Source organism: Halomonas sp. M1, assembly GCF_029581375.1.
Classification (GTDB): Bacteria; Pseudomonadota; Gammaproteobacteria; order Pseudomonadales; family Halomonadaceae; genus Vreelandella.
In genome coordinates this window covers 39,805-57,129 of the sequence record NZ_CP121119.1, presented here as the reverse complement: position 1 = coordinate 57,129, position 17,325 = coordinate 39,805, and the positions used below count along the sequence as shown (strand labels likewise).

Annotated in this window: 14 protein-coding genes; 11 read left to right on the top strand and 3 right to left on the bottom strand. The window is 54.7% G+C overall.

Annotation, left to right across the window (positions count from 1 at the left end; translation table 11 throughout):
- Nucleotides 1-43: 43 nt before the first annotated feature.
- Complete coding sequence (locus tag P8S54_RS00260; protein ID WP_281442739.1) at nucleotides 44-598, bottom strand: YqaE/Pmp3 family membrane protein; 555 nt, start codon at nucleotides 596-598, stop codon at nucleotides 44-46.
- 203 nt (nucleotides 599-801) lie between these two features.
- Between P8S54_RS00260 and P8S54_RS00255 the strand changes: the two genes are divergently transcribed.
- The 7 genes from P8S54_RS00255 to P8S54_RS00225 all read left to right on the top strand — a co-directional run bounded on the left by P8S54_RS00255 (nucleotide 802) and on the right by P8S54_RS00225 (nucleotide 12,735).
- Nucleotides 802-1,209 carry a CBS domain-containing protein gene (locus P8S54_RS00255; protein ID WP_009099587.1) on the top strand — a complete coding sequence of 136 codons (408 nt, stop codon included), beginning with the start codon at nucleotides 802-804 and terminating at the stop codon, nucleotides 1,207-1,209.
- Nucleotides 1,210-1,476: 267 nt separating this feature from the next.
- Entirely contained in the window at nucleotides 1,477-1,845 is a 369-nt protein-coding gene (locus tag P8S54_RS00250; RefSeq protein ID WP_009099586.1) for a hypothetical protein, read from the top strand.
- 45 nt (nucleotides 1,846-1,890) lie between these two features.
- Complete coding sequence (locus P8S54_RS00245; protein ID WP_281442738.1) at nucleotides 1,891-2,724, top strand: helix-turn-helix domain-containing protein; 834 nt, start codon at nucleotides 1,891-1,893, stop codon at nucleotides 2,722-2,724.
- 198 nt (nucleotides 2,725-2,922) lie between these two features.
- Entirely contained in the window at nucleotides 2,923-6,114 is a 3,192-nt protein-coding gene (gene putA / locus P8S54_RS00240) for a bifunctional proline dehydrogenase/L-glutamate gamma-semialdehyde dehydrogenase PutA (protein WP_281442737.1), read from the top strand.
- A gap of 348 nt (nucleotides 6,115-6,462) precedes the next feature.
- On the top strand, nucleotides 6,463-7,953 hold the full coding sequence (gene putP, locus P8S54_RS00235; protein WP_281442736.1) for a sodium/proline symporter PutP: 1,491 nt from the start codon (nucleotides 6,463-6,465) through the stop codon (nucleotides 7,951-7,953).
- A 92-nt stretch (nucleotides 7,954-8,045) separates the two neighbouring features.
- Nucleotides 8,046-11,711 carry a bifunctional proline dehydrogenase/L-glutamate gamma-semialdehyde dehydrogenase PutA gene (gene putA, locus P8S54_RS00230; protein WP_281442735.1) on the top strand — a complete coding sequence of 1,222 codons (3,666 nt, stop codon included), beginning with the start codon at nucleotides 8,046-8,048 and terminating at the stop codon, nucleotides 11,709-11,711.
- 397 nt (nucleotides 11,712-12,108) lie between these two features.
- Entirely contained in the window at nucleotides 12,109-12,735 is a 627-nt protein-coding gene (locus P8S54_RS00225) for an OmpW family outer membrane protein (protein ID WP_281442734.1), read from the top strand.
- A gap of 126 nt (nucleotides 12,736-12,861) precedes the next feature.
- Here P8S54_RS00225 and P8S54_RS00220 read toward each other — a convergent pair whose 3' ends face one another.
- Entirely contained in the window at nucleotides 12,862-13,194 is a 333-nt protein-coding gene (locus tag P8S54_RS00220; protein ID WP_035540609.1) for a YqcC family protein, read from the bottom strand.
- A gap of 296 nt (nucleotides 13,195-13,490) precedes the next feature.
- Between P8S54_RS00220 and P8S54_RS00215 the strand changes: the two genes are divergently transcribed.
- From P8S54_RS00215 to P8S54_RS00200, 4 genes are all read left to right on the top strand, one after another.
- Nucleotides 13,491-14,537, top strand: a complete 1,047-nt coding sequence (locus P8S54_RS00215; protein WP_281442733.1) for a DUF3549 family protein — start codon at nucleotides 13,491-13,493, stop codon at nucleotides 14,535-14,537.
- Between the two features lie 43 nt (nucleotides 14,538-14,580).
- Nucleotides 14,581-15,021: a RimK/LysX family protein gene (locus P8S54_RS00210; protein WP_009099576.1), complete on the top strand. Its 441-nt coding sequence runs from the start codon at nucleotides 14,581-14,583 to the stop codon at nucleotides 15,019-15,021.
- Between the two features lie 40 nt (nucleotides 15,022-15,061).
- Nucleotides 15,062-15,970 carry a 30S ribosomal protein S6--L-glutamate ligase gene (gene rimK / locus P8S54_RS00205; RefSeq protein WP_009099574.1) on the top strand — a complete coding sequence of 303 codons (909 nt, stop codon included), beginning with the start codon at nucleotides 15,062-15,064 and terminating at the stop codon, nucleotides 15,968-15,970.
- A gap of 88 nt (nucleotides 15,971-16,058) precedes the next feature.
- Nucleotides 16,059-16,505, top strand: a complete 447-nt coding sequence (locus P8S54_RS00200; protein WP_009099572.1) for a hypothetical protein — start codon at nucleotides 16,059-16,061, stop codon at nucleotides 16,503-16,505.
- Between the two features lie 5 nt (nucleotides 16,506-16,510).
- Here P8S54_RS00200 and P8S54_RS00195 read toward each other — a convergent pair whose 3' ends face one another.
- The gene (locus P8S54_RS00195; protein ID WP_281442732.1) at nucleotides 16,511-17,314 is read right to left on the bottom strand and encodes an ElyC/SanA/YdcF family protein; all 804 of its coding nucleotides are present in this window, start codon (nucleotides 17,312-17,314) and stop codon (nucleotides 16,511-16,513) included.
- Nucleotides 17,315-17,325: the final 11 nt, after the last annotated feature.

Below are 17,325 nucleotides of genomic sequence, written 5' to 3'. Positions count from 1 at the left end.
TGCCAATGGGCAAATCTGGCTTAATACCCTTTCAACCCTTCTTTTATCGCTGTTTTAACCAGCCAAGGGCATAAATAACCCCAGGCACCCACGCCAATAGTGTTAATAAAAGTGCCATCGTCACACGCTTTCCCCCTCCCCCGGTCAATCCAACCGCAAGAGGTGGCAGCAATACCGCCAGCGCACTATAGGCAATCTGCAGCGAGGCAGGTTCTGAGACAGGCTGGGGATTCACTGACGCTTCGGGCTTAACAGCCGCCCTTTGCTGAGAGACTGGCGTTGTCGATGAGGGGGGTGTGGGTGGGATAAAGTGTTCTACGGACGATTGAGCAAGTTCCGCTTGCTCCCTCTCCCGCGCCAGCGCCAGCGCTTTACGGTGGGCTTCCTTATCGATTTTCTGCTCTAAGGTATCAGCCCCTTCTGCCAGGTCATCATGATGGCGCTCCCAATCCTGCCAGTCGTGAGGAGTGCCAGACTTAGGGCGTTGACTCCCCGCCCCACGGGCACGCTCCCAGGCTTTCTCCTCCAAGGTGTTAGGCCGCTCTTGGTCGCGATCAAGACCAACGCCTTGGCGATTAAGATACTCACGTGCGTCCATTTCAGACTCCTTACACCCGTTAAAAAGAACAAAAGCGTTGAAAAACAGCTTAGGAGGAGCAACGCAGAACCCGTTAAATCTCCTACAGTATGAAAAGCGTTGGCCCGTTTTGTTTCCGAAAAGTGATTCACTCTCTTAAACAAACTGGCAGGCGATGCACCTTCCCATCATGGGTTGAATAGCATGTCGTAAGGAGTGCCGCCATGAATAAGAAGACCCCCGATACTGTTCGCGATATTATGTCTCGTGACTGCTATCGTGTCTCGCCCGAGACCTCGATTACCACGCTCGCACAGGGATTAGCCCTTCACCGCTTGCCCGGTGCGCCCGTCGTGGACGCCTCTGACCAGTTAATTGGCTTTATTTCAGAGCAAGACGTGCTCGGTCGCGTATTAGACAGTATTTACCATGATGATGAAGCGCCTCTGGTTCGCGAATTAATGCGCCAGGAAGTGCTTACCACGACACCGAATAAGAGTATCACTGATCTAGCCCAGGAAATGATGGGGGCCAAACCAAAGATTTATCCCGTCGTTGAGCAACGGCGGTTAGTGGGCACGGTCACCCGCCGGGATATTTTAATCGCCTTACTGACGATTCGTCGCCATTGAACACAACCTGACCTTTTATGACTCAATAAGCGCTTATCAAGTTAAACGTTAACCAAAAAAAACCGCTGCTTAATTTAATAAGCAGCGGAAGCAAGGGATCGAAAACAATAGCCAGAACAACACTATTAGCGACTGCTATCACTATGTTGCCTGTACACTCTCAGACACTTTGCTCAGGAAAAGTTCGCAAAACCGCAAAATTTTCGTCTCTCCAAGTGCAGGCGTATACTAGCCGCCACTATCACCGGAAATTATAGGGAGCTAAACATGGCGCTTTATTTGCTGGTGCTAGGGGTCTGCTTACTGGTTATAGGCTGCGTTTTTCTAGCGCTAATATCGGTGGGAACGCCTCGTTACCGCACCGAGCCCAAAGATTTAATAGCACTGTTTGATAAAGCACTAGAGAGCCAAGTCAGTGAAACTGAGTGGAATACCATTATCGGCTACCCCATTAGGCACGATGAGTACCTAGACAGCATACGTCGCCGGGCCATGCATTTAATGGATACCCATGGGCGGCGTTGGCAAATTGCCCAAGGGAAATCGTTGCTTAACCAAGAAGGCCATGCGGAGCTTACCGTGCTGCGCGATCATCTAGCCGCTCATACAGCACTGCGAGAGTCTCAGCAACGTTAAACGCTGGTTTACGCCATAGCCCGTAATAGTCACGAGGAGATCATTATGCCTGGCAGCACTATTCGGCACATCCCGTTGGAAAGTGCCACTAAGCACCACTCCCATGATTTCCATCAAATCGTGATTACGCTGTGTGGCTCTTCGGAATTTGAAATTGAGGGGCTAGGCGGGCGCGTGAACGCTTTTTCAGGCTGTATCGTGCCTGCTAACCATGAGCACTACTACTCGGGCCATGGCCATAACCGCCAGCTTATTCTCGATTTGCCAGAAGATGCCCCCGCACTCACCGGTGAGCATCGTGAACTGGTCGCCCTTTTTGATGCCCCGCGTTTTTTCGCCCTGGATAATCCACTTCGCCACTATTTAGCATTTGTCGAGAGCGAGCTTACCCATGGCTTTGACACGCCATCCACCTCTTTCCAACAAGACCGCCTTGCTGCCACGTTATTAGGCTCATTAAAAGCCCGCCTGGGCTCAACTCCTAGCGCTGCCCAGCGCCGCCTTGATCTTGACCTAATCGATCGTTTTATTCGCCAACATTTGGCCGACGAGCTACGCGTGGCCGATTTAGCCAAACTTGCCTGCTTGAGCGAAGCACATTTTTCAGAACGCTTTCGCGCCCAAACGGGCCTTTCACCCTGGCAGTACGTAAAAAGACAGCGCTTAAATGCCGCTAGGCAACTTATTGTTCAAAGCCGGCTCCCGCTGACCGATATTGCCATTCAAACCGGTTTTGCCAACCAAAGCGCGCTCTCTCACGCGTTTCGGCGCAGCTATGGCTTATCGCCCCGTAAATTGCGCCAGGGGGCTGCTACGCCGATTGCCTCTCACCCTTCATCATCATTCTCTACTATTTTGCCTACTCCCTTACAGCCGTGAAGCATAGCCGTTGAAGAGTCGTTGGAAAGCCCTAAGAAACTAAACTAAAGTCTAAACAACATCCATCTTGCCGTGAAATTGACACGTTTTGCCATGAAAACGACATACACCCAAGGACGGGGCGTTCTACATTCGGGCGTTAGCTTGGGCACTATGCCCTGCCATCTACTGATCTAGTTCAGAATCAAGGGGGCCTCAATGCTCAATGCCAAAAAAATGCGTGATCCTGCCATCTGGCAAACCGACCTTGATATGTTGATGCAGCGTGTTAGCGACCACTACATCGTGGATGAAGACGCGTTTGTTGGCGAACTGATCAAGGTACTGGATGCCGATCGCGAAGATTTCGCACGCATTGAGACTAATACCGCAGCGCTGGTGCGCGATGTGCGCAAGATGGATACCGCCGTCGACACGATCGACGAACTATTGCAGCAGTACAGCCTGGATACCCACGAAGGCCTGATGTTGATGTGTCTTGCGGAAGCCATGCTGCGTATTCCTGACAAAGCCACCGCTGATGCGCTGATTGAAGATAAGCTTGGCCCGGCGGATTGGCAGTCGCATGTAGGTAAAAGCGAATCTTGGATGGTCAATGCCTCTACCTGGGGCTTACTAATGACCGGCCGCGTGCTTAAGCTTGACCACCCTAAAGAGGGCCAACCGGCTCACTTTATTAATCGCATGGTCAACCGTCTGGGCGAACCCGTTATTCGTCGGGCTATGTACGAAGCAATGAAAATCATGGGCAAGCAGTTTGTCCTGGGGCGCGACATTAATGAAGCCCTGAAGCGCTCCAAACCTTTATTTAATAAAGGCTACACCTACTCCTACGATATGCTGGGTGAAGCGGCCCGCACCCGCGATGATGCCAAACGCTATTTTGATGACTACGCGCGCGCTATCGAGCAAGTCGGTAAAACCTGTAAATCATTAAGTGATAAGACCCCAGCGCCGTCGGTTTCTATTAAGCTTTCCGCCCTACATCCACGCTATGAGTTTGGCCGTCGCGAGCAGGTGCTGGCAGAGCTGGTTGATACCGTCATCACGCTGGTTACCAAAGCGCGTGAGTTGGATGTTGCGGTCACCATTGATGCCGAAGAAGTGGATCGCCTAGAGCTATCCCTTGAGGTTTTCCGCGCGGTGTATTCAAGCAGTGCTGTAAAAGGCTGGGGCCACTTTGGTCTGGTTGTCCAAGCTTACTCCAAGCGGGCCCTGCCAGTTCTTCACTATATTAATCGCTTAGCGGATGAGCAGGGCGACGAGATCCCACTGCGCTTGGTGAAAGGCGCCTACTGGGATAGCGAAATAAAAGAGTCTCAACAGCTTGGCGTTGACGGTTACCCGGTATTTACCCGTAAAGCATGTACGGACGTGGCGTATCTAGCATGTGCTCAGTTCCTGCTGTCGAGCGACACCCAGGGGCGTATTTTTCCTCAGTTTGCTACACATAACGCCCATACCGTTACGACCATTCTTGAGTTAGCGAACCACGACAGCCGTCCATTTGAATTCCAACGCCTGCACGGCATGGGTGAAGCGCTCTATGACGCCGCCCTTGAGCGTGCGCCGAAAGGCACTTACTGCCGCATTTACGCCCCGGTAGGCGCCCATAAAGACCTACTTCCCTACTTAGTACGGCGCCTACTTGAAAACGGCGCGAACTCCTCCTTCGTCCACCAAATTGTGGACCCGGATGTGCCGGTAGAGTCGCTTTGTCAGCACCCCATTGAGACACTGCGCCAGCAAAAAACGCTCTACAACAAGCGGATCCCCCTGCCCAAAGATATTTATGGCCCAAAGCGACGCAATTCGCGCGGTGTAAACCTCAACATCCGCAGCCACTACTATCCATTAATGGAGAAAATGGCAGAGTTTATGGAGAAGCAGTATTCAGCCAAACCGCTGCTTGCCTTTGATGTTGCGGACGATGCTGCCAATACTCACAACGTAACGGTACCGTTTGACCGCCGCCAAACCGTGGGTAGCGTTCAGTGGACCAGCAAAGAGATGGCGGCTAAAGCCCTTGATGCGGCATGGGAAGCTTTTCCCCGCTGGGATGCCACACCCGTCGCCGAGCGCGCCGCGATTCTTCGCCGCCTGGGCGACTTAATGGAAGAACACATGCCAGAGCTGATGACGCTCTGCTCCCGGGAAGGCGGCAAATTACTGACCGATGGCGTTGACGAAATCAAAGAGGCTGTCGATTTTTGCCGCTACTACGCCATGCGTGCCGAAGCGTCGTTTGGCGAACCCATTGAGCTACCCGGCCCCACCGGTGAATCCAACCGCTTAATGATGGGCGGTAAAGGGGTATTTGCCGCTATTAGCCCTTGGAACTTCCCAATAGCCATTTTCTGCGGACAGATCGTTGCTGCAGCGGTTGCTGGCAACACTGTTTTAGCAAAACCCGCTGAACAAACCTCTATCGTGGCCCACCGCGTGATTGAGCTGCTTTACGAAGCGGGTATGCCCCGCGACGTGGTGCAGCTACTGCCTGGCGACGGCCCCACCGTCGGTAGCGTGTTGACCTCCGACCCGCGTATCACCGGCGTAGTATTTACGGGTGGCACCGACACAGCACAAATTATCAATCGCGCCCTCGCTGCACGTGAAAACGCACCACTGCCAACGCTGATTGCTGAAACCGGCGGCATGAATGCCATGATTGTCGATTCCACCGCCCTACCCGAGCAGGTGGTCGTCGACGTGATTCAGTCGGCGTTTCAAAGTGCCGGGCAGCGCTGCTCAGCCCTTCGCGTCCTTTACCTGCAGGATGACGTTGCCGACCGCGTTATAGACATCTTAAAAGGCGCCATGAACGAACTGCACATAGGCGACCCTCGCGACTTGGGCACCGACGTGGGGCCAGTGATTGATGAAGATGCCCGTAAAAGCCTGCTCGCCCATATCGAAAAATTAAAAGGTGAGAATCGCTTAGTCGCTGAAACACCCATGGCGGCAGAGCACACCCAACACGGTACTTTTATCGCGCCGGTTGCGTTTACGATTGACAGCATCAATGCCCTTACTCAGGAACAGTTTGGCCCAGTGCTGCACATTGTGCGGTACAAGGCCAGCGAGCTTAAACGTGTGATTGACGACATTAATGGCCGGGGTTATGGACTAACGTTTGGGGTACATAGCCGTAACGAATCCTTTGCCGCTGAAATAGCGCAGAAAATTCGTGTAGGCAATGTGTACATCAACCGTAATATCATCGGCGCAGTGGTTGGCGTTCAACCCTTCGGTGGTCAAGGGCTTTCCGGCACCGGCCCAAAAGCCGGTGGCCCACACTATCTGCAGCGCTTTATTACCGAAAAAACCATTACGAACAACACCGCCGCCCTAGGTGGCAACGCGTCGCTGCTGGCGCTAGGCGATGAGTGATCGGCTCATCAATACTTCTAACCTGAACTCCTGAAAAGGAACCGTCTCATGGTTGAAAATAATAGAGCGATTGCCTTCACATTCACGGCCTACCCAGGCCGTGTACTAGGCACAGGGAACATTGCACACAAGCAAAGCCACAACCTTTTTGACCACTTTCTTAGCAGGCGCTCTTCGGGGCCAGTAACGTGAAAAAGATAAAGGGTTAACAAAAAAAGACGGCGTTCTTACCGGGCGATACCCGGTAAACACGCCAAACCTGTCGGAGCTAGGGTTGTACGAAAAGTCGGCTAACGCGGGTATTTTTCGACAAAGCCTAGGTCCGTTCTGACGAACTGGAGAAGTTTCATGGCTACTGGTGTTTGGATTAGCTTATTGGGTTACTTTGCGCTAATGATCGCCATAGGCGTTTACGCTATGCGCAAATCTACGTCTTCCTCTGAAGATTACATGCTGGGTGGCCGAACCCTCAGCCCCCAAGTGGCGGCCCTCTCGGCCGGCGCTTCGGACATGAGTGGCTGGTTGCTCCTAGGCTTACCCGGCGCAATGTTTGTCTCTGGCTTGGGGTCGGCCTGGATTGGTATCGGCCTGCTGGTAGGTGCACTCTTCAACTGGATATTGGTCGCACCGCGCCTGCGTGAACAGACGATTCACTACGGTAATGCGATTACCATTCCTGCTTTTCTAGCGAACCGCTTCCCAACGCGCGCGCTGTCTCTGCGCACGGTATCAGCTATTGTTATTGTGATCTTTTTCGCAGTGTATACCGCGTCAGGCTTAGTGGCAGGCGGCAAGCTGTTTGAAAGCGCGTTTTCCGGCATATACAACTTCGGTGATATGAGCAACTACGGTATGGGTGTCATGATTACACTCGGCGTGGTGCTTATTTACACCGTTGTTGGCGGCTTCCTAGCCGTGAGCATGACGGATTTCGTGCAGGGCTGCATCATGATGCTGGCATTGGTGATCATGCCTGCAGTAGTTCTATTTGGCGAAGGTGGCGGCGGTTTCTCTCAAGCGTCAGAAACACTCAATAGCGTAGATCCCACGCTGCTATCTTGGACATCAGGGCTGACCTTCATAGGGTGGCTGTCTGCCGTTACCTGGGGGCTTGGCTATTTTGGGCAGCCGCATATCATCGTGCGCTTCATGGCTATTCGCTCGCAAAAAGACGTGCCTGTTGCCCGTAATATTGGTATGGCCTGGATGCTTGTCTCGCTAATTGGTGCGGTTTCTCTGGGTATCTTTGGCCGGGCCTACGCCATTCGTAATGGATTAGATGTTCAGGACCCAGAAACGATCTTCATTATTTTAGCGGATATGCTGTTCCATCCATTAATCACCGGCTTCCTCTATGCCGCTCTGCTGGCTGCTGTGATGAGCACGATCTCTAGCCAGCTGCTTGTATCATCGTCATCGCTGACAGAGGACTTCTATCGCTTGTTCCTGCACAAAAAAGCGACTGAGCAGCAGTGTGTGGCCGTCGGCCGTGTTTGCGTGGTTCTTGTGGGCGTGGTTGCCGCTATTATCGCCTCTGACGAAGACTCTCAAGTACTGGGGCTGGTCAGTAACGCCTGGGCAGGCTTTGGCGCGGCGTTTGGGCCTCTGATCATTCTGTCGCTCATGTGGTCACGTACAAACGGTGCTGGCGCCCTTGCAGGCATGGTGGTGGGTGCTGTCACCGTCATGCTCTGGATTGCCTTGGGTTGGAACGGTGAGTTCATGGGTGGCCCGGGTGTATACGAGATCATTCCAGGCTTCATCGCGTCCTTCATCGCCATCCTAGTGGTGAGCAACATGACTGACGACGCTGGTGAATATCAGCATATTGATCGCTAGTAACACGCCGTGAGGCGCAGAGCGTAGAGCGCATTCAACGTATCGAGAGGGCTCCCGCGGGAGCCCTCTCGTGTAGCAAGGAGAGACCCTGTATGAACGAAGCCAATCATCACCTGCAGAGCGACGTGAGTGAACTACGCTCCCGCATTCGCAGCAACTACGACGCCAATGAGGCAGATGTGCTGCACGGGCTTATTGAGCGTATCAAGCTCTCGGAGGACGACCGCAAAAAGGTCGCCGCCATTGGTGCCAAGTACGTAGAGCGTGTGCGTAAGGAAAGATCTCCTTCAATGATGGAGGCATTCCTGGCCGAGTACGGACTCTCAACCACCGAGGGCGTCGGCCTGATGTGTCTGGCAGAAGCGCTGCTGCGTGTGCCCGATGCGGAAACCATTGACGACCTGATCCACGACAAGATCGAGCCCTCTGACTGGGGCGCCCACCTGGGCAAATCCTCCTCATCAATGGTCAATGCTTCAACCTGGGCACTGCTGTTAACCGGCAAGGTGCTGAGTGAAGACCCCAAAGGTCCTACGCGGGCACTACGCGGGCTGGTACGCCGCATGGGCGAACCGGTGGTGCGTAAGGCGGTTGGCCAGTCGATGAAGATTCTTGGCCGCCAGTTCGTGCTCGGCCAGACCATCGAAGAAGGTATGAAGAACGCCCGCGAACTGGAGAAACAGGGCTACACCTACTCCTACGACATGCTAGGTGAAGCAGCGCGTACCGATGAGGACGCCATCCGCTATCACCAGGCCTATGCCAAAGCGATCACCGCCATTGCAGAGCAAGCCAAGGGCGATGTGCGCGGCAGCCCCGGCATCTCGGTAAAGCTCTCTGCGCTGCATCCACGCTACGAATACACCCACCGCGATACGGTAATGGCGGAACTGGTGCCGCGCGCCAAAGAGTTGGTGCAGCAGGCCGCCAAGGCCAATATCGGCTTCAATATCGACGCCGAAGAACAAGACCGTCTGGACCTCTCTCTCGATGTGATTGAGGCACTGATGTCAGACCCAAGCCTAGATGGATGGGATGGCTTCGGCGTCGTGGTGCAGGCCTATGGCCGCCGCGCCGCACCCGTGATTGAAGCACTTTACGAACTGTCCGAACGCTTTAACCGCAAGATTATGGTACGCCTGGTGAAAGGCGCTTACTGGGATACTGAGATTAAGTTGTCCCAAGAGATGGGGGTGAAGACCTTCCCGGTCTTCACGCGCAAGGTCAATACCGACGTCAGCTACATGGCCTGCGCCCAAATGCTGCTCGACCGTCGCGACCGCATCTACCCGCAGTTCGCTACGCACAACGCCCATACCTGTGCCGCTATAGCGGAGATGGCAGGCAGCGACAAAGACAGCTACGAGTTTCAGCGCCTGCATGGCATGGGCGAATCGCTGCACCACATCGTTAAAGAAACAGAAGGCACGCACTGCCGCATATACGCCCCGGTCGGCGCGCACCGCGACCTGCTGGCCTACTTAGTGCGCCGCCTGCTAGAGAACGGGGCAAACTCCTCGTTCGTTAACCAGGTGGTAGATAGCTCAATTCCGCCCAGTGACGTCTCAAAAGATCCGATTGAAGGGTTTAAGCAGCTCGGCAACGATGTTTCAAGCCCGCTGATTCGCCAGCCCGGCGAGCTGTTCGCGCCGGACCGCAAGAACTCAAAGGGCTATCGTATCAACGAACCCGCCTCGATCCTGCCACTGCTCAACGCCCGCGAAGCGTTTGCAGATACCACCTGGACAGCTGGCCCTATGCTGGTGGGCAATCCCGCCCCTCAAGGCCCGGCGCGAGATGCCCACTCCCCTGCCGACGGCAAGCGTGTGATTGGCAAGGTGCATGAGGCCACCCCAGAAGAGGTCGCCACTGCGCTTGACGCCGCCGAGGAAGGCTTCCGCGAATGGTCGGCGCGCCCCGTGGCCGAGCGTGCGGAGATACTGCGCCGTACCGCCGACCTCTACGAGGAGCATATCGCCGAGCTCACCGTGATCACTACGCGAGAAGCTGGCAAAATGATGTTCGACGGCATCGCCGAAGTGCGTGAGGCCGTGGATTTCCTACGCTACTACGCCAACGAAGGCGAGCGCCTGGAAGCAGAAGAGCCCGGCAGCGCGCGTGGCATCTTCGTGTGTATCAGCCCGTGGAACTTCCCGCTGGCAATTACGACTGGCCAGATCGCAGCAGCCTTAGTGGCTGGCAACGCGGTACTCGCCAAGCCCGCCGAGCAAACGCCGCTAATCGCCGCCCGTGCGGTAGAGCTAATGCGTGAAGCGGGTCTGCCGGAAGCAGCACTGCAGTTGCTGCCAGGCGACGGCCCAACGGTGGGCGGCCCGCTGACCAGCGATCCGCGTATTGCGGGTGTCTGTTTCACCGGCTCGACTCCAGTGGCACAGATCATCCACAAAGCCCTGGCGGAGAATGCAGGCCCCGACGCGGTGTTGATCGCTGAGACCGGTGGCCTCAACTCCATGATTGTGGACTCCACGGCGCTGACCGAGCAGGCGGTGCGCGACATCCTGATCTCCTCCTTCCAGTCGGCTGGTCAGCGCTGTTCGGCGCTACGTATGCTGTATGTTCAGGAAGAGGCCCGCGACCGGTTGCTCAACATGCTCTATGGCGCCATGGACTCACTTACCATTGGCGACCCATGGAATACCGACACCGACGTATCACCCGTGATCGACGCCGACGCCCAGGCCGAGATAAGCGACTACGTAGCCGCCCATGAGAAAGCGGGCAAGGTGCTGAAGAAGCTCTCCGCGCCAACCACCGGCACCTTCGTTACACCGGCGGTAATCGAGGTTGGGGGCATTGAAGATCTTGAGCGTGAAATCTTCGGCCCGGTGCTGCACGTAGCCACCTTCAAGGCGCGGGATATCGACAAGGTCGTCGACGATATCAATGGCAAGGGCTACGGGCTCACCTTCGGCCTGCACACCCGCATTGATGACCGCGTGCAACAGATCGTCGAGCGCATCCATGTTGGCAACGTCTACGTCAACCGCAACCAGATTGGTGCCATCGTTGGCTCTCAGCCGTTTGGCGGCGAAGGCCTTTCCGGCACTGGCCCCAAAGCAGGCGGGCCGCTCTATATCACGCGTTTCCGCCGCACTGCCGCCGCTGAGCACAGCGACGCGCCCCAGGGAAATGCCGTGACGCTTCAAGCGCTGCAGGCCGCCTTCGACGGGTTAGATTCACGCAACTGGGCGGTGCGCCCCAATCGAATTGAGGTGCTGCGCAAAGCGCTCGCTGGCAAAGGTGGCGTGATCCGCAAGGCGCTGGCTGAAACGGCAGCATTGGATATGACGCCGCAGACACTGCCGGGGCCGACGGGGGAAAGCAACCGTTTGGCGATGTATCCAAAGGGAGTGATTCTGTGCCTAGGGCCGACTCTGGATATCGCCATTGCCCAGGCTGCTCAAGCCCTCGGCACAGGCTGTGCAGCCATCGTCGTCGCGCCAGGCGCGGCTCAAGTAGTTCAGCCGCTGATTGATGCGGGCGCACCCGTGTCCGGGCTTGATGGGAGCGTCTCCGCCGCAACGCTGAGCGAGATCAAAGGCATTGCGGCGGTCGCTGCCGCTGGCGCCAGCGATTGGACGCGTGAGCTGCGGGTTGCGCTGGCGAAACGCGAAGGAGCCATCATACCGCTTGAGACCCAGACCATCGCACCGGATCGTTTTGTGGTGGAGCGTCATCTGTGCATCGACACGACCGCAGCGGGCGGCAACGCTAGCCTGCTGGCAACGGCCGAATAGGCCCGTCAGCTTTCATTTTTGCAGCTGAGCTGCGGGTGAACATCAACATATTGTTCGCTAAACGAGCGCGGACTCCGCACTTAAATTAGCTAAACGATCGATTGATCCTGAGGCCTTCCCGTCTGTTGCGGGAGGGTCTCATTGATGTCAGTGACGCCCGTTTACTTGTAACGACCTCTCCAGGCTTTCCAAACAACGACCACCAGCCTAATTAACAGCTTCAGCAAAGACTCCCCACAGGCTATTCAAGCCTGCTCACAGAACTATTTAGGTAGCTTTTGTAATACTTCTTAGCGCTCTTTGCCCTAGGTCAATAACTGCTCTGCTACGAGTCGATAAACTTCCTATTAGGATGTGACCCATTAATGAAGTGACTTAATCCGCTAGGAGCAACGCTATGCGCCACCGTACTGTACCTACCCTACTTGCCGCTGGCCTCGCGGCAGCTACACTGGCTACCAGCAGCCAAGCCTTCGCCTATGGCGCCGGTGATTTCTTTACCCGTGTGGGCGTGGCGCAGGTGACTCCGAAAAGTGATAACGGCTCACTAGCAGGGGGCGCCTTCTCGGTCGACGTCCAGGACAAAACTGATTTTGCTTTTACTCTGGGCTATCGCTTCCACGATAAAATCGGCGTGGAGCTTCTCGCGGCACTGCCGTTTAAGCACGACATCGAGCTGAATGGCGACAACCTAGCCTCAACGAAACACTTACCACCCACCTTAACGCTTCAGTACTACCCGTTGGGTGGAACCAATGCACGAGTACAGCCTTATGCGGGTGTTGGGATCAACTATACGCACTTCTCTGATGAGAGCCTCGCGATTGGCGATCTGGATTTAAGCAGCTCCTGGGGGGCAGCAGGCCAGTTGGGCATTGATCTGTTAATCGATGATAACTGGGCGCTCAACGCTGCGGCTTGGTACATCGATATTGATACAGACGCAACAATTAATGGCGAGGCTGCTGGCACCGTAGAGATCGACCCGGTCGTCGTCATGGCAGGCATTAGCTACCGTTTTTAACGAGTGCGCCACTAGCGTTTAATACGCTAGTGGTAACATCGTTGACACCTAACTGCTGTAAAAAAAGCCCAGCTCGCGCTAGCGTGAACTGGGTTTTTTCATTGGGTTCAATAAGCAAAGGGCAAGTTAATTTTCAGTGACTAAGCGGTCAACCTTTTCAACCGCACGCACTACCAATATCTGGTCACTGGCACGCACCTTCTCTTGGATTAAATACGCGGCCATCGCCGGCGCTATCTCACATTTAGCCGGCATGGCGGCCTTGGCTTCAATCAGTGCGTTGAGCCGGGCAATGAACACAAAGCGAACCCACTGGGGCAACGACATCGTGTCGATACAAAAGGGTTCCTGGCTAGCAAATGCATCTGCTGCAGGAGTAGGCATACGCCATAAGTTGGCGGCCTTCATGGAGGCTTCAAGCTCGAGAAGCGCGGTTTGAAGCTGTTGATGGACGCTCATAAATACCTTAGGAATCATCGTGAATATAGAACACTCTACTCACTATTATCCCAACTCTGTGAGTAACTTGCCACTCGCTTACCGGTAAAAAGAGTTTATTCACAGACTCACAGAAAACCTGCAAGAGGCTGTGGATAAACTATGGAAAGGTGTCGCAGCCGCTACTCCCATGGGGCTTTAGCAAAGTTGCTCAAACTTTAACCACTTGAGGCAAATTGCGGCGATTTTTCTGTCCTGACGGCTGACACTGCTAGAACAGCAAGGTAGAGTGCACGCTTGTAATGTGGAAGGATGTTATGCAACCAATTCAATCCCTTGATGATTTTTTTACCCGCAGCGGTGCTGACGTTTCGCTATTCCACATGGGACGGCGGGTCACACCCTGCCCCCGGGAAACGCTTCGCGCTTTCGAAAGCGGTGACCAGGCTTGGCCAGAGCCTTGGCAGCACCAGGCGCGCTTGGGCATCGTTTTTCGTTTAGGCGATATGCCAGAGCCTGCTATTTGGTTTTTAGCTCTACCGTTGGATGAGCAAGGCATGCTCTCGCCAGCGCAGCGAGATGGGTTTATAAACCGCCTGCTGGAAACCTTAGGCCGTAATGTAGCGACTGTTGGCACTAAGGCGCTTGAGCGTAAACAAACGGCAGACGTGGATCATTTAATGAAGGATAATCCTCTCGCTTTTACGCCTGACATAACCTTTCAGGCGATGCTAAACGCTCGTGCAACGTTTGCCTTAGGGTTACCCGCCAGCCAGCACCTAGAACCGGTTGAAGCTTACTTCAGCAATCAGCAGGCTATTGACTGGCAGGCATTAGGACTGCAGGGGGTTGCCGACTATGTGGTGCGCATGGAAACCACCGAGGCTGACGCACTGGCGCTTCGGCTGACCACCCTGCCCACCGGCGTTGTTCATTCGTTATGTTACTGTTTAGAACATCAGACGTTCTCTGAGGCGTTAGTATCGGCGCTTGTTAGCCGCGGTGAAATAGCCGCACAAGAAGGCGATATAGAGACGCTAAGCGCCTGTATACGCGCAGTAGGTAGTGCCAATGAAACACACGCTGGCGAGTGGTACAGCAGCTTATTAGAAGACAAAGCAGCCAGTGGGCCGGATGTATTAGCCGCCATTGCAGGCCGCGGCTGGCAATATCTTGAAGATGGTCAGCGTTTACCGCTTTTTCTACAGCGCTTAGCGGAGGATAAACGCACCGACTTTGCTGCTGTGGTAAGAGACATCGCCTTAATACCTCGTCTACGCTTACCGGTGATGATGGCGCTGCGCGATGCGTCACCGGGATCAGCTATACAACAGCGATTAGCCAACATGTTGCCCCGCACTTAACCCGCGGGCGACGTTTTAATGGATTACCCGCAAGGAGTGAGCCGTGAAGGAATTACCCTATCAGGCCAAGGCAGTCATCGGCCGTCGCGAGATGGTGACGTTACCTGAGCTAGGGCTTCACCTCTGCTGCAAAGCCGACACCGGCGCGCGCACGTCTGCGCTCCATGCCGAAGAGATTGAAACCCACGAAGATGCTGAAGGCCAACTATGGGTGAGCTTTATTACCCACAGTGGAGGCCCGGAAACGCCGGCTCACCGCTATCGCCTTCACTTGCACGACCGGCGCCGGATAACCAGCTCTAATGGCCACAGCGAATGGCGCTATGTTATTCGCACCCCAATGCAGATGGGCGATTTAAATTTTCCTGTTGAACTGACACTGACTGACCGTAGCAATATGCGCCACGCGATGCTGCTGGGTCGCCGCGCCATGCGCCGCCTGCTCGTTGCACCCGGTGCCGCATTTTTACACGGTGAACCGTAACTTTTTATATTCGCCTTTTGCTAGGCTTGGAGCCCCCTTCATGCATATCGCTTTGCTATCACGCAATCGCAATTTGTACTCTACCCGCCGCCTAGTCGAAGCGGCAGAGCAGCGTGGTCATACCGCTCGCGTAGTAGACACACTGCGTTGCTACATGAGCATTACTTCGCATCACCCATCGATTCACTATAAAGGTGAAGAGATCGAGCATTTTGATGCCGTTATTCCCCGCATAGGCGCATCAGTCACGTTTTACGGCTGTGCCCTCCTGCGTCAGTTTGAAATGATGGGCACCTACGTTCTTAATGATAACGTCTCGATTACCCGCTCACGGGATAAGCTGCGCTCGCTGCAGCTACTTTCCCGTAAAGGCTTAGGTCTACCGATTACTGGCTTTGCCCACTCCCCCGACGATATCCCTGATTTGATCACCATGGTAAAAGGCGCACCGCTGGTGATTAAACTGCTAGAAGGTACGCAGGGAATTGGCGTAGTACTGGCGGAGACCAATCAGGCGGCTGAATCGGTGGTTCAAGCCTTTATGGGCATGAAAGCCAACATCATGGTGCAGGAATACATTAAAGAAGCGCGCGGCGCTGACATTCGCTGTTTCGTGATTGGCGATAAGGTTGTCGCTTCGATGAAGCGCCAAGCAGCGGATGGTGAATTCCGTTCTAACCTCCATCGAGGCGGCACCGCTAGCGTGATTCGCATTACCCCCGAAGAGCGCTCAACCGCTATTCGCGCGGCTAAAGCCATGGGACTGCGTGTCGCGGGGGTTGATTTATTGCGCTCTAATCACGGCCCAGTGATTATGGAAGTCAACTCATCCCCCGGCCTACAAGGTATTGAGAGCGCTACCGGCAAGGATATTGCGGGTATGATCATTGAGCACATTGAAAAAAATGCCACTCCTGTGCGTAAAGCACCGCCCAAGCCTAAAGGTTAAGGACAAAACGAAAAAATAATCGCCTTTGGGGGTGGCAAATCAGAGCGCCCACCCCCACAATCTGCGTCACCGAAGGAGGTAGACGCTCATGTTTCTCGACAATCGCCAAGTGGCGATGGACAGCGTGCTGGAAGCGCTGGCCGATAGTATTGATTATTTCCAGGACAATATTGAACGCCTGCGCCCGTCGCTACGTGACGCGCTGAAACCGCACTATACTGAGCGGTTAAAGCAGATGCGGACGCTCCAGGAACTCGCCCGTGCGCATCTGAAAATGCTGCCCAGGGATGCCGACGTGGAGCGCGATGACTTTTTATGGCTCTGGAGCCGTCTTAAAAGCTTCGTTGGTAACGATAGCCAAGTTTTAATCAATGAGCTGTTGGAACAAGAGCGTGTCCTTATGCAAGCCCTTTCAACGCTATTTACCCACCCACTGCCCGATCCAATCGAGCCGATTGTGGAAGAGTGCATGCAGGGCTGCCGCAAATTGATACGCGAACTGTATAGCTTGCAGAAACGTAAGACGCGTCGTTAGTAACGCTAACGACCACCGATGATAGGCGGGTAATAACGACGAATAAGGTCAGCCGCGGCCTTTGAACGTTCGCTGCCATTGTTTGGCTGAGCATGTTCTGATCGGCTGTCCTCGTATGTATCTGCCCCTGGCTTATCATCTGCAAGATACAGCTCGATAGGCTCTGGCGGGCCAAGAAAGTAAGGCTCTCTACCCCAGATATAAAGATCCCCAAGGGTGGCCACCCTCGCCACCCATTCGCGTACGATTAACCGCCACTCCCCCGCCACCCGCTCCTCTTCAGCGACACATCCTGTGACCTCCATACCCAGCGCGCGGGCAATAAAAATTGCGCGTGGCAAGTGCCAACTCTGGGTCACCAGCAGCGCTTCGTTAAGCTGGAACACATCTCGAGAGCGCACTAAGGTGTCATAGGTACTAAAGCCAGCAAAATCCATCGTCATCTGAGAGGCAGGCACGCCACGCCGATAAAGCTCGCGCCACATAGCGCGAGGCTCATTATACGCCTGCGTGCGGTTATCCCCCGAGAGCAGTAGATGACTCACCCGCTGCTCTTCGATTAAGCGCGCTGAGGTGCGCATACGGGCATAGAAATGCGGATTTCTTAAGCCGCTGCGTGTCCAGTGCGAAGTGCCAAATACAATCGCGAGATTATTGGGTCGGCACTCTTCGAGGTGACTATCGATGTAACGGGCGGTGCTGGCAACAACCCAGAGATTGCCAGCTATAAATAGCAATGTCGCCAGCAGCAACAAAGCAGCCAGCGACATAAACAAACGCTTGATAAATACTAATAAGGTGCTGTACATCCCGCTCCCCA